Consider the following 12,503-nt stretch of genomic DNA (forward strand, 5'->3'; position numbering starts at 1 on the left):
TGAGTGGGTCTAAGTACATTTACATATAACACCATTGATAAGCATACATCACTCTACTAGTAAGGGAGAGATTTGATGCCATTCATGGAGGTTCTGAATATTAGCAAACGATATAGCAATGGTGATGGGATAGAGGGTCTGTCATTTTCTATCGAAGCAGGCGAGGTTGTGGCGCTCCTTGGGCCTAATGGTGCTGGGAAGACGACTACGATTCGGTGTTTAACGGGTCTGTATAAACCAGATGGAGGGGAAATTCTCATAGAGGGTTTCCCGCCTGGTCATTCCCATGTTCAAAAACAAGTCGCTCTTATTCCAGATCAGCCGTATTTGTATCCAGACTTAACGGTTGCTGAACATGTTCAATTCCGTGCGCGTGGATATCATAAGGGTTTAAAACAGATCAAAGAAAAGGTATATGAAGCGTTAAACGAAGTACATATGGATAAGAAGATGAACGAACTGTGCGGAAGGCTTTCAAGAGGTCAAAAACAGCGGGTGGTCTTAGCTGGAGCCATTGTTCAAGATGCTTCCCTTTTTATATTAGATGAACCGACTGTCGGGTTAGATATTCCATCAAAACAGTGGCTGTCGAATTGGCTGAAACAAAAAAGCAGTCAAGGTGATTCGGTCTTTATATCGACTCATAGTCTGGAGTTTGTTCTTGATACGGTAAGTAGGGTGATATTAATTCGAGATGGTCGCATCATGAAGAGTATGGATGTTCCTCAATCAAAGGAAGAGCAGAGTGAGTGGAGGGCAGAGGTTATTCAACTTCTAGGGGAGTGGTCAAGTGAATAATACACTCTCCCTTTTATGGTTGAAATCTCAAAGGCGCTTGATCAGTAAAAATCAAGAAAAGAAAATGCCTGTTCTGATCTTACTTCTTTTCATGGCGGCAATTGTTTTTCAGCTAAGCGCAGTTTCAAGTATGGGTGATTGGAATGTGAGTGCAGCTGGATGGATCATGGTCTGTTTGTTTGTTCTTTATACGGGGGTTGGGTTGTTTACAAATCGGTTGCCCAGTCAGATGAACGATATTATTTGGTTATATGGAAATGGTGCTTCTTTATGGACAGTTGTCATTAGTGTATGGATGTATCACATTTTATGGAGAGGAGCTTTCCTCGTTGTTTCTGCAGTAGCTGCAGATATCCTTTTATTATTTATGACACAGCAGTACTGGTTTCTGCTCGGGAAATCACTCATCCTGACAGGGCTGTTATGTTTGGTCGAAACTTGGATGATTGCGGTGTCTTGTGCTAGAACCATTCGAGTATACAAGCGCCTGCTCTTACTCAGTTTTTTATTAATGTTTTGTTTCTTTGCAGTGCTTGTTTTGAATCAATTGATTATGAAACAGCCTTCATTGATGATCATTGCCGATTCTTTGATGTTTCAAGCTGGACGTATGATCGAAGAGTTCTCCATTCTTTCTTTCTTCATCTTTATTGGAGTAATGTTCTTATCATTCATGATGATGTACAGGGCTAGTCATCGTATAGAGATGAAGGAGTCTATAGTCAAAGAGGCATTATTTTGGGAGGAGTTTGAAGGGAAACATATTCAATCAAGTCCAATTGTTCAAAAAAAGGGCAAGACGTGGTGGGGGCTTCCAGCATTAACGGGCATTTGGGCTTTTCTTTGGATTGAATTATTGCTGATAAAAAAATATGTGATGTTTCATCTGTTATCTACTATGCTGTTAATTGGAACTTACTATGTCGTCCTTACTTATTTTTCAGATTGGCTGAATCTATTTTTGATTGTCATTTCTGCATCCGTTCTTCTTAGTTCATATTACGCAGGGATTGTAAGACATGCACAAACAGGAGTGCTCTATCTTTTCCCAGGTGCTTTATATCAAAAGATCCTTCTATTAGAAGTGTTTCAAACCTTTTGGTTGTACGCTGTTTACTTGATTTCTCTTTTGTTAGTTGAGGTTGACGATATATTGTACTGGGCCTTATTTGGTGGAGGCGTTTATATTTGGTTTTTGGCCGTGCGGCTCTTTGCCTTCATGCAGCTTCTAAGGCGAGAGATAAGTTTCGCTTTGAGTGTCTATTATCGATCACTGCTCCTTGCGTCTGTCATAAGTGCTGTGGTCATGATTGGCATTCATCTGTTCACTGATGGCTTGTTGACAACAATTGTATCCCTATTGGCTGGAAGTGTATTTTATGTGCTTTGTTATCGATATCGTGCGGCTCATTAAAAAGAGGAGTGGATTGTAAATGAAACCAGAAAATAAGCTATCTCAATCGGTTCAACAATTGATCAACACAAATGAAATAACGATCGTGCAAGCAATGGGGGAATTAAGAAAGTCCGGAAAAGATGCAGTGCCTGTACTTGTTGAAGCTTTAAAAGAAAAGGGTTCTCTGCGAAATATTGCAGCAGCTGTACTAGGTGAATTTGGAGCAGATGCGGGCGATGCAGCTGAGCCGCTAGCCCAGCTATTAGAAAGTGACGAAGAGGATACAAGAATGGCAGCTGCCATGTCACTCATGAGAATTGGTCAGCCCAGCTTGCCATTTCTTCTGCCATTGGCAAAACGTTATGAGGGACCTACTTGTTTCTGGGCATCATGGTGTATCTCTTGGATTGACCCATCAAAAATTGAAAAAAACATGTACGAGTGCTTAAAACAAGAACAAGAAAATCCATCAGGCAGCGTTGCGCCTTTTGCAGCAGAGGAAGCATTAGGAAAGATTATTGCTTTTCAGCTAAAGGAAAGGGGGGATGAATAGTGGAAACGCAAAAACTCAATTGGCCTGAGCACCTTCCGTGGATTCATCCTTCAGATCAAAGAAGTTTATCTGAGGGGCAGCAGTTGCTATATTTTTGGTCAGTCAACTGTCCCCATTGTGAGGAATTAACCGATCAAATTCTAAATCGTGTAAATCAGTTGGGTATTCATTTAACCTGTGTCCATGTTCCATATACAGATGAAGAAAAATCGGCAGATATTGTTTCAGAGTATGCAGAGGAAAAGAATATGACTGCTCCTATTGTTTTGGATCAGAATTATGAAATTGTTGCAAAGTATAAGATTCAAGCATTACCTAGCTTTTGCCTCATAGATAAAGAGGGGCAGTTAATTGATAGGAAAATGGGAGATAACGGCTGGGAAAAAATATTGAAAAAGTTAGAAAAACATTCAATTGGTTAGTTAGTGTAAGGGAGGAGAGAAGAGTGTTTCAATCAAACATAGATTTAAAAAGAAACGCCATTTTTTTCGCAGGAGTTGGAGCGGTTTTGCTGATTTTAATGATGCTGAAATGGTTGCCGATTCCCGTAGACTGGGAGCTGTCGTTGATTTTATTTGGATTGGGGATTTTGTTTTATTTGAAGCGTGTGATGAGGAAAGAAGAAAGTCATCATTTATAAATTCATGCAGTATGACCTAGAATATATATTCTAGGTTTTTTTATTAAATTTACCTTAAAACTCATATTTTCACATGGGTGAAGAGACCATTTTTTAAAAAGTGTGGTAGGATAAATATGCTTTATTTTTATATTTTCCGAAGGAGCTGTCGTGTTGAAGGGATCTAGGGTTGAGTTAATTGATAGTTTGCGTGGTTTTAGTTTATTAGGTATTTTGATCGTGAATATGCTTAATTTTCAATATGATTATGATTTTGAGAAGATGTTTGATTCGAGTTTTTGGGGGCAGGGATTTGGCGTTTATGTAACGGAAATTTTGTTCCAGGGGTCGTTTTATCCGATTTTCTCCTTTTTGTTTGGGTATTCTTTTATCAAGCTGATTGAATCTACAAAAGCTAAGGGGCTCAATACGAATGCCATTGTCGTTCGCCGAGGCTTTGGTCTGATTGTGCTTGGGATGCTGCATTATATCTTTATTTGGAATGGCGACATTCTTCTTTATTATGGAGCATGTACGTTTTTCTTGATGATGTTTTTGAGCAGCCGGATCAAAACAATGCTGATTTGGTCGGGTGTGTTAGGGGCATTGTCATTAGTCGTTGTGCCATATATGATGAAGTTCGTTTATGGGACTGATGAACTTTTAACCGATGTGTATGCGAAGGGTGCATATGGGGATATTTTGCTCAGCCGGATTACGGTTGAAGACGATATGATGATTGTGACCATTATTATGGCAATCGTGACTATTACGATGATGCCGATATTAGGTTTTCTATTCGGTACGATCATGGTGGGTCCATTTGCACTGCTCGGCATGGCCATTGGGAAAAAAGGTCATTTGACAGAAGAAGATCGAGGAATGGCCTATCGAAAAGGCTGGGTGTGGATGATTGTCGTCGGGCTTGCGCTAAAATGTGCGACGTTCATTGATGCGCCTTGGAGTGAACTGGTCATAACGTTAGGTGCCTATGTCCTGACGATCGGGTATATTCAAGCGTTTATTGTTTTCTACTATTCGAAGGCAGCCCAGGGCCTCAAACGTCTGCTTGCAGGGCTTGGTCGTTTGTCTCTATCAAACTATTTGGCGCAGTCGGTGATTTGTACAACGATTTTCTATTCTTACGGACTTGGTTTATTTGGGAAGATGGGGTCAATATTTGGATTGCTGCTCGCTGTCGGATTGTATACAGTACAGCTGTTCATCAGCTATCTCTATTTGAAAAAATGGAGAAGAGGCCCAGTGGAATGGCTTTTTGGAAAATGGGTGTATTGGAGATAAATTGTGTTGGTGAAGGGCCGCATAGCTGAGGAGCTGTGCGGTTTTTTTAGTTGAGCAGCAATCGGAAAATGGTTGATTATTCTTTTAGTATGTGTATAATGTATATAAAGTATATATACATTATTTTATTCCAAACATCAGTACAGAAAAAAGAGGGTTTTATATGCAAATTACGATTTCAAACCATTCTAAGGAGCCCATTTATGAGCAAATTACGAATCAAGTCAAATCGTTGATTTTAACGGGGGAGCTTGTGGAAGGGGCGGCACTGCCGTCTATTCGAAAGCTGGCGAAGGATTTGCAAATCAGCGTCATTACAACAAAGCGAGCATATGAAGAGTTAGAGAAGGCAGGATTTATTTATTCGATTGTAGGTAAGGGATCATTTGTTGCCGAGCAAAACCTAGAGGTCATGAGAGAGAAAAAATTGAAGGTGATTGAGGAACAGCTTGGAGCGGTTGTCACAAACGGCAAGGAATTAGGCTTATCTTTTGATGAATTGCAGCAGTTATTAAAGTTCTTGTATGAGGAGTGAGATGAGTGGAGCATGTGATTGAATTCAAAGGAGTATCAAAACGGTTCAAAGACTTTTCTGTGCAGAATCTTGATTTACAGGTCAAAAAGGGCTTTGTTACTGGGTTTATTGGAGAAAATGGAGCCGGTAAGTCGACCACAATTAAAATGATCATGAATTTGTTAAAACCAGATTCAGGTGAGGTGAGGATCTTTGGACTAGATTATCGTACCCATGAAAAAGAGATTAAGGAACGTATTGGATTTGTTTACGATGCCAACGTTTTTTTTCCAGGATTAAATTTAAAGGATATTAAACGAATTGTGGCACCGGCCTATAAACGTTGGGATGACCAGCTTTTTTATCAATATATTGAGAAGTTTGGTCTGCCGCTGCATAAAGCGATCAAAACATTTTCAAAAGGGATGCAGATGAAGGCGTCACTTGCGATTGCGCTGTCGCATCATGCAGAGCTGATTATTATGGATGAACCAACTGCTGGTTTAGATCCGGTCTTTAGAAGAGAGCTACTCGGCACGTTACAAGAATTGATGATTGATGGAAATCGAACGATCTTTTTCTCGACACATATGACAACAGATTTAGACCGGATTGCAGATTATATTGCGTTTATACAAAATGGAAGATTGGTCTTTCAACAGTCGATTCATGAGGTAGCGGAGAATTATGCGCTTGTGAAGGGGAGCCTGGATTTGTTGGATCGAGACACTGAAAAAGCCTTTGTCCATATTCAACGTACAGCAGCAGGGTTTGAAGCGTTAACAGATCGTATTGGTGAAGTGGAACATATTTTTGGAGATGCTGTTGTGATTGAACGGGCATCGCTTGAGGATATCATGTTTTATTTGAAAGGCGGTGTAGAGCATGTTTCATTTAATGAAGCGTGATGTGATTTTGCAAAAGAAACAGCTGATTATTTTTCTTCCGTTTATCTTATTTTTTATTCTCATGGATGTGCCTCCGGCATTGACGTTTCTCGTCGCCAGTTTCTTCATACCTTTTAACACATATGCGTACGATGAGAAGGCAGAAACGAATATCCTATTAAACTCTTTGCCTTATACACGTAAAGAAATTATCGCATCACGTTATCTTGGCGCCATTTTTTTTATGATGATTGCAATCGGGCTGACAAGTGCTGCTTTATTTAGTTTTGGGAAGCTGTTTACGATGATGGATATCGCACTTGGCAGCGGGCTGTTTTTACTGTTTGCGGCGTTTACATTTCCTTTGTTTTATATTCTGAAACCCGGTTATATCTCAACGGCAGTGATCATTGTCTTTATCATTTTATCTGGGATAGGTCCGCCGATTATGGCTTATTTAGCAGAGCATTTCAGCGTGATCACTGATTTTGTGATGAATGTATCGATTCCGATTTTATATACGGGATCAACTTTACTGATTATGCTCCTCTACTTGCTGTCTTGGGGACTTTCTACTGCGATTTACCAGAGAAAAGTGTTTTAATTCAGATGATCACATCATTTTTAGAGAATCATTCATTTTGAGGTAGGACTTTCAAAATGAATGATTCTTATTTTTTTGCATCCGGTGAAATTGACATAAAGAAGAAAAGAGGTTATTATTACCTAACAATATGTTAATTTTTTTTAACATATTGTTAAATAAATCTTCCTTTAAGAAAGGGAATTTGAAATGGAGATTAAAAATAGAATTAAGGTATTACGGGCAGAAAGAGACTGGACACAAAAGGATTTGGCAGAGAAGTTAGGTGTGACTCGTCAAACTGTGGCAGCGATTGAAAATGGTAAATATTCTTTGTCTTTAAAATTAGCCTTTCAAATTGCTAGGACATTTGAAGTTGATTTGTATGACGTATTTCACGAGGTCGACAAGGAGGAACAACAATGATAACGACGATCATACTTTATTCTTTGATTATCCTTTCTATTTTCAGCACGGCCTTTCAATTGAAGAAAAGTCGTGAATATAAACATGATGAACGAGGTCAATTTATTTTAGCGAAAGCAGGAAGTTTTTCCATTATAGGTATTGCCTTAGCCTATATATTGGTTGCCGTTATCCAAGCTTCGGTCCATCAATTCTCTTCTCCAAGAGAATGGTTTTATATAGCGATTACTTTTATGTATGTATCAAGTGTTTGTGCAAATGCCATTGGCATTATCTATTGTGAAAGAAAATACTAATCTTTTATCTGCGGATGCAAGCTAGGGTACTTCATCATGAAGGGAAGAAAAAATAATGAAAAAATTACTGAAAATAATGCTGATTGCTCTATGTACCATTGTGACTGTCTTGGTTGTATTTGTAGCCAGTGTTTATGTTGTTAATCTAATTAGTAATGAAAGAGAACAGGGGAAAATAGAAGATTATGGGCAAAAGGTCTTGGTGGATGGGAAGCAGATGAATGTGCTCATTCAAGGCGGTGGGAAAGAAACGATTGTCCTTCTACCAGGCTATGGAACTGCTTCGCCAGTGCTAGATTTTAAGCCACTAGTAGATGAATTATCACCTTATTATAGAGTCGTAGTGATTGAACCATTTGGGTATGGTTTAAGTGACGATACAGATAAAGTACGGACAAGTCAAAACATCGTGAATGAGATTCATGAATGTTTGCAAAAGCTCAACATTAAAAAGTATACGATGATGGGTCATTCGATCTCTGGCATTTATGGATTAGAATATGTGAATCAATATGAAAAAGAAGTGCAAGCATTTGTTGGAATTGATAGTAGTTTTCCTAAGCAAGAAACGGATGAATTGCCGGTATCCAGCTTGCAACTGCTCAATCAATCCGGCTTTTACAGATTGTTATTGAAAGTGAATCCAGATCAACTGGTGATGCCTAAAGTAGATGATCAAACGAAAGCTCAGATTAAAATGCTGACTTTCCGAAATTTCATGGATGAAAGTCAAGCGAGTGAAGCAGATAACTTTAGAAACAATTTTAAAAATGCTCAACGCCTACATTTCCCTAAGAAGCTCCCTGTGGTTTTCTATTTAGCAGATCAAACGGAGAAAGAAACACCAAACTGGAAACCAATGCATGAAGAGCTACTGAAAAATGTAGATCACGGCAAAGTAGTTACTTTTAAAGGCGGCCATTATTTGCATCATACGAGATCAAAGGAGATTGCAGCTGATTTTAAAGGTTTCCTTTCTGAAATTGAAAGTAACCGTTAGAGCCGACAGTTTCTAAGTTCCACTCTTGAATTCAATATATCAATATAAAACAATTTGAGCATCTTTTTATGTCGGAATATTTTGATAATAATGTTTTCCTCAAAAAAACAATTGTTTTTTAAGGGTAGATTTATTATGATAATATACATCGAAAGATTGATGTTTCACAATCAGAATGAAAATTCTGATTTTTATTTTTTATGTTGTTTGTTGATGAGGGGGGAAGAAAAGTGGCTCAAAAGGAATTAAAGAGAGGTTTAAGTGCCCGCCATATTCAAATGATCGCACTTGGCGGCACGATTGGTGTTGGCTTATTTATGGGGTCAGCCAAGGCCATTCAATGGACAGGTCCATCAGTCCTTCTAGCGTACGCAGTATGTGGTATCTTTATCTTTTTTATTATGCGTGCGATGGGAGAAATGTTATACGTTGAGCCGAGTACAGGTTCATTTGCTACATTTGGTCATCAATATATTCATCCGCTTGCGGGGTATATGACGGCTTGGAGTAACTGGTTTCAGTGGGTCATTGTTGGGATGTCGGAAATTATTGCCGTAGGCGCTTATATGAAATATTGGTTCCCGGAGCTACCGGCGTGGATTCCAGGTTTAATTGCGATGATGATTTTGGGAGCGGCCAATTTGATTTCGGTTAAATCGTTCGGTGAGTTTGAATTTTGGTTTGCAATGATCAAGATTGTGACGATTATTTTAATGATCATTGCAGGTTTAGGTATTATTTTCTTTGGATTTGGAAATGGCGGGACGCCTATTGGTTTGTCTAATCTGTGGGCGCACGGCGGGTTCTTTACAGGTGGATTTACCGGATTCTTGTTTGCATTGTCGCTCGTTATTGCTGCCTATCAGGGGGTAGAACTGATTGGGATTACAGCAGGTGAAGCACAAAATCCAGAAAAGACTCTGACGAATGCTATTAAAAGTATCATCTGGCGTATTTTGATTTTCTATATCGGTGCAATCTTTGTCATTGTGACGGTGTACCCTTGGGATCAGCTGAATACCCTTGGCAGTCCTTTTGTGGCGACGTTTGCGAAAATTGGGATTACAGCAGCGGCCGGTATTATTAATTTTGTCGTCATTACAGCAGCGATGTCTGGCTGTAATAGTGGTATTTTCAGTGCAGGTCGTATGCTTTATACATTAGGGGTAAATGGGCAGGCACCTGCTTTCTTCACTAAGATTTCGAAGAATGGTGTACCGTATTTTGGAACATTCGCTGTGCTGATTGGTTTAGCGGTAGGAGTTGTCTTGAATTATGTTTCTCCGCCAAACATTTTCGTCTATGTGTATAGTGCGAGTGTACTTCCTGGTATGGTGCCTTGGTTTGTGATTTTGATTAGTCATATCGGTTTTAGAGAGGCGAAGGGAGCTGCGCTTGATCAGCATCCATTCAAGATGCCGCTAGCGCCGTTTTCTAATTATCTTACAATCGGTTTCTTACTGATGGTGCTTGTATTTATGCTCATTAATCAGGATACACGTATTTCTCTGATTGTGGCCATTGGGTTCTTGATTGTAGTAGCGCTTAGTTTCTTTGTATTTGGGATCGGGAAACGGAAACCGATCGAAACAGCTTCTTCTGATCAAACAATAAAATAATGAAAAGCCTTGCGGGATGGACCGCAAGGCTTTTGATGTTTAAAGTGATGCTTTTACACGGTTAAAAACATCTGGAAAGTTGGTGAAAAGACCGGTGACGCCGTATTGCAGTAGACGGGTCATGTCTGCTTCGCTGTTTACCGTATATGGGTGGAGGAGGAGTCCGTGGCTTCTGACCTGTTGTACGTTTTCAGGGGTCAATGCTCTAAAATTCGGTCCGACACCCACTGCATAAGTTTTGATGAAACCGAGTTGTTCATCTGTGATGGACGTCATTTGGGTTCTGTCTAGTAGCTGTACTTTTGGCAAGCGTGGAGCTAATTTTTTTAGTTTTAGCAGGCTGTCTTGACTAAAGGATTGGATCATAACCTGCCCTTTTCTCGTATGTTTTCCGAGTAGATGATGTTTTTTTAGGGTCGCCAATAGCTTTTCTTCCATTCGTGGGTAAAGATCTGGTTTTTTTGTTTCAATATAATAATTTTCTCGTTTGCCAAAATAGCGTAGCACTTCATCTAATGTGAGAACCCGCTGTCCGAAATAGTTGGCATTTTGTTTGTCGGGGTTGGCTTCGTTAAACCACGTACCGGCATCGAGCTGTTTGATTTCGGCGAGTGTGAGGTCTTTGACCCAGCCTGTTCCATTCGTGGTGCGGTCAACGGTTTCATCGTGCATGACGATGAGATGTCCATCCTTTGTCATTTGAAGGTCGAGTTCGAGGTAATCTGCATTCATCTTTGTGGCGAGCTGGTAGGAAGCCAGGGTATGCTCTGGTGCATACCCTGATGCTCCGCGGTGTGCAACGGTTAGAATACGATCGGGAGATAAAAGATGTTCATGTGCCGATACGGAGGTCGGCACCCAAACAAAAGACAGCAAAGCAAAAGAGAGCAACACGAAAGCAAGTAATCTACTTTTCTTCATATTTTATCCTCCTTTTACGGTAACTGCCTCCATCATAAAAAATAGATGTAAAGGGCATGTTGGGCGGATATGAATCTTTTATGTGGTTTTCATTAAGCCTGCTCTACTCGCTTCCCTGTATTCCAAGTCATTGCAAGGAAGACAATTGCAAGTACACAAGAACCAACTAGTAAAATGAAGCCTCCTGTCCAGTCATAGTGATCTACGACAACGCCCATCATCGCATTGGCAAAGGCAGAGCCGCCAATATAACCGAAGAAGCCTGTAAGTCCGGCCGCAGTGCCAGCTGCTTTTTTAGGAGCAAGGTCAATGGCTTGAAGTCCAATGAGCATGACAGGTCCGTAAATCAAAAAGCCGATGCTAATAAGGGCAATGTTATCGATCATTGGATTACCAGCAGGGTTTAACCAGTACACGAGAACGGCAATTAACACCCCAACCATAAAGAGGACGCCTGCTGGTGCGCGGCGGCTTCTAAAGAAACGGTCACTGATCCATCCGCACAATAATGTACCGGGAATGCCTGCATATTCATAAAGAAAATAAGACCAGCGTGAATGTTCTGGTGAAAAGCCCTTCGCTTCTGTTAAGTAGGTCGGTGCCCAGTCAACGACACCGTAACGGACGAAGTAGACAAAGACGTTCGCAATGGCGATATACCAAAGGAATTTATTGTTGAGTACATACTTAAATAAAATCTCTTTCACTGTTAATTCTTTTTCTTGATCTTCATACTGCTGAGCCGGATAGTCATTGCGATATTCTTCGATTGGCGGAAGACCAGTGGATTGCGGGGTATCCCGGACGAGAAGAATGATCACGAAGGAGACGATAATGGCAATGATGGCAGGGAAGAAAAAGATACTTTTCCACGTCGCAAACAGCACAATCCCTAAGGTGATGAGTGGTGCAAGAATCCCGCCGCCTATATTGTGAGCGACGTTCCATATAGACATTTTCGTTCCACGTTCACTAACCGAAAACCAATGCGCCATCGTTCGTCCACATGGTGGCCATCCCATTCCTTGGAACCAGCCGTTTAAAAACATGAATAAGAACATGATCCATACACTGGATGTCACCCATGGAAATGAGACAAATAGGATATTGATAATGGCTGATAAAAAGAGTCCGGTGGCTAAAAAGTATCTTGGATTACAGCGGTCTGAGATCATCCCCATGATGAATTTACTAAAGCCATAAGCGATGGAGACAGCTGCGAGTACAAAGCCCAATTCACTTTTGGTGAACCCTTCCTCCTGTAGATAAGGAATGGCAAAAGCAAAATTTTTGCGCAGTAAATAGTAGCCCGCATACCCGATAAAGATGCCTAAAAAGACTTGCAGCCGCAGCCTCTTATACGTCTCGTCTGTTTTGGCATCATCGAGCCTGTCGATATGCGGAGCGGGTTTGAACCATTTGAACATAAAGACCCTCCTTTTGTAGATGTCCGATTGACTGAAGCAAAAGTACGAGATCGGCGATTCATCTTGTACCTTTTAAGAGACAAAAGAATTGATAGCGCTTTCTTTTGTACTCCCATCATATCGGATGGATTAGCTGTTTATGATGAGGCTTTTGTCATTATT

The 12,503-nt window shown here is 40.4% G+C and carries 15 protein-coding genes; 13 read left to right on the plus strand and 2 right to left on the minus strand.

What is annotated here, in order from left to right; translation table 11 throughout:
• Positions 1-75: 75 nt before the first annotated feature.
• From C5695_RS01150 to C5695_RS01210, 13 genes are all read left to right on the plus strand, one after another.
• Positions 76-798, plus strand: a complete 723-nt coding sequence (locus tag C5695_RS01150) for an ABC transporter ATP-binding protein (RefSeq protein ID WP_117728360.1) — start codon at positions 76-78, stop codon at positions 796-798.
• A complete protein-coding gene (gene skfF, locus C5695_RS01155) occupies positions 791-2,212 on the plus strand; it encodes a sporulation killing factor system integral membrane protein (protein WP_117728363.1) in 1,422 nt (473 codons plus the stop codon). The genes C5695_RS01150 and skfF overlap by 8 nt, the downstream gene beginning before the upstream one ends.
• Before the next feature lie 19 nt (positions 2,213-2,231).
• A complete protein-coding gene (locus tag C5695_RS01160; RefSeq protein WP_117728365.1) occupies positions 2,232-2,747 on the plus strand; it encodes a HEAT repeat domain-containing protein in 516 nt (171 codons plus the stop codon).
• Entirely contained in the window at positions 2,747-3,169 is a 423-nt protein-coding gene (locus tag C5695_RS01165) for a TlpA family protein disulfide reductase (RefSeq protein WP_117728367.1), read from the plus strand. Before C5695_RS01160 ends, C5695_RS01165 begins: the two co-directional genes overlap by 1 nt.
• A gap of 23 nt (positions 3,170-3,192) precedes the next feature.
• Positions 3,193-3,387 (plus strand): hypothetical protein, encoded by a 195-nt coding sequence (locus C5695_RS01170; protein ID WP_117728369.1) that lies wholly within the window; start codon positions 3,193-3,195, stop codon positions 3,385-3,387.
• Positions 3,388-3,540: 153 nt separating this feature from the next.
• Positions 3,541-4,668: a DUF418 domain-containing protein gene (locus C5695_RS01175; RefSeq protein ID WP_117728371.1), complete on the plus strand. Its 1,128-nt coding sequence runs from the start codon at positions 3,541-3,543 to the stop codon at positions 4,666-4,668.
• Positions 4,669-4,831: 163 nt separating this feature from the next.
• Positions 4,832-5,203, plus strand: coding sequence for a GntR family transcriptional regulator (locus C5695_RS01180; RefSeq protein ID WP_117728374.1), 372 nt, complete (start codon positions 4,832-4,834; stop codon positions 5,201-5,203).
• A 5-nt stretch (positions 5,204-5,208) separates the two neighbouring features.
• A complete protein-coding gene (locus C5695_RS01185) occupies positions 5,209-6,090 on the plus strand; it encodes an ABC transporter ATP-binding protein (RefSeq protein ID WP_117728376.1) in 882 nt (293 codons plus the stop codon).
• On the plus strand, positions 6,068-6,673 hold the full coding sequence (locus C5695_RS01190; protein ID WP_117728378.1) for an ABC-2 transporter permease: 606 nt from the start codon (positions 6,068-6,070) through the stop codon (positions 6,671-6,673). Before C5695_RS01185 ends, C5695_RS01190 begins: the two co-directional genes overlap by 23 nt.
• 189 nt (positions 6,674-6,862) lie before the next feature.
• Positions 6,863-7,078: a helix-turn-helix transcriptional regulator gene (locus C5695_RS01195; RefSeq protein ID WP_117728381.1), complete on the plus strand. Its 216-nt coding sequence runs from the start codon at positions 6,863-6,865 to the stop codon at positions 7,076-7,078.
• Positions 7,075-7,374: a hypothetical protein gene (locus tag C5695_RS01200; protein WP_117728383.1), complete on the plus strand. Its 300-nt coding sequence runs from the start codon at positions 7,075-7,077 to the stop codon at positions 7,372-7,374. Before C5695_RS01195 ends, C5695_RS01200 begins: the two co-directional genes overlap by 4 nt.
• A gap of 55 nt (positions 7,375-7,429) precedes the next feature.
• A complete protein-coding gene (locus C5695_RS01205; RefSeq protein ID WP_117728385.1) occupies positions 7,430-8,374 on the plus strand; it encodes an alpha/beta fold hydrolase in 945 nt (314 codons plus the stop codon).
• 230 nt (positions 8,375-8,604) lie between these two features.
• On the plus strand, positions 8,605-9,993 hold the full coding sequence (locus C5695_RS01210) for an amino acid permease (RefSeq protein WP_117728387.1): 1,389 nt from the start codon (positions 8,605-8,607) through the stop codon (positions 9,991-9,993).
• Positions 9,994-10,032: 39 nt separating this feature from the next.
• Here the strand turns inward: C5695_RS01210 and C5695_RS01215 are convergent, their stop codons facing one another.
• Positions 10,033-10,914 carry a glycerophosphodiester phosphodiesterase gene (locus C5695_RS01215; protein WP_117728389.1) on the minus strand — a complete coding sequence of 294 codons (882 nt, stop codon included), beginning with the start codon at positions 10,912-10,914 and terminating at the stop codon, positions 10,033-10,035.
• Between the two features lie 92 nt (positions 10,915-11,006).
• Positions 11,007-12,341 carry a glycerol-3-phosphate transporter gene (gene glpT, locus C5695_RS01220; protein ID WP_117728391.1) on the minus strand — a complete coding sequence of 445 codons (1,335 nt, stop codon included), beginning with the start codon at positions 12,339-12,341 and terminating at the stop codon, positions 11,007-11,009.
• Between the last annotated feature and the right edge of the window lie 162 nt (positions 12,342-12,503).

Origin of the sequence: Bacillus pumilus, assembly GCF_003431975.1 — a bacterium.
In the GTDB taxonomy this organism is placed as follows: Bacteria; Bacillota; Bacilli; order Bacillales; family Bacillaceae; genus Bacillus; species Bacillus pumilus_N.

Coding starts and splice junctions, on each gene's coding strand:
- glpT (WP_117728391.1), bottom strand. CDS start 12,341: ATGTTCAAATGGTTCAAACCCGCTCCGCATATCGACAGGCTCGATGAT.
- C5695_RS01205 (WP_117728385.1), top strand. CDS start 7,430: ATGAAAAAATTACTGAAAATAATGCTGATTGCTCTATGTACCATTGTG.
- C5695_RS01190 (WP_117728378.1), top strand. CDS start 6,068: ATGTTTCATTTAATGAAGCGTGATGTGATTTTGCAAAAGAAACAGCTG.
- C5695_RS01195 (WP_117728381.1), top strand. CDS start 6,863: ATGGAGATTAAAAATAGAATTAAGGTATTACGGGCAGAAAGAGACTGG.
- C5695_RS01200 (WP_117728383.1), top strand. CDS start 7,075: ATGATAACGACGATCATACTTTATTCTTTGATTATCCTTTCTATTTTC.
- C5695_RS01180 (WP_117728374.1), top strand. CDS start 4,832: ATGCAAATTACGATTTCAAACCATTCTAAGGAGCCCATTTATGAGCAA.
- C5695_RS01215 (WP_117728389.1), bottom strand. CDS start 10,914: ATGAAGAAAAGTAGATTACTTGCTTTCGTGTTGCTCTCTTTTGCTTTG.
- C5695_RS01160 (WP_117728365.1), top strand. CDS start 2,232: ATGAAACCAGAAAATAAGCTATCTCAATCGGTTCAACAATTGATCAAC.
- C5695_RS01150 (WP_117728360.1), top strand. CDS start 76: ATGCCATTCATGGAGGTTCTGAATATTAGCAAACGATATAGCAATGGT.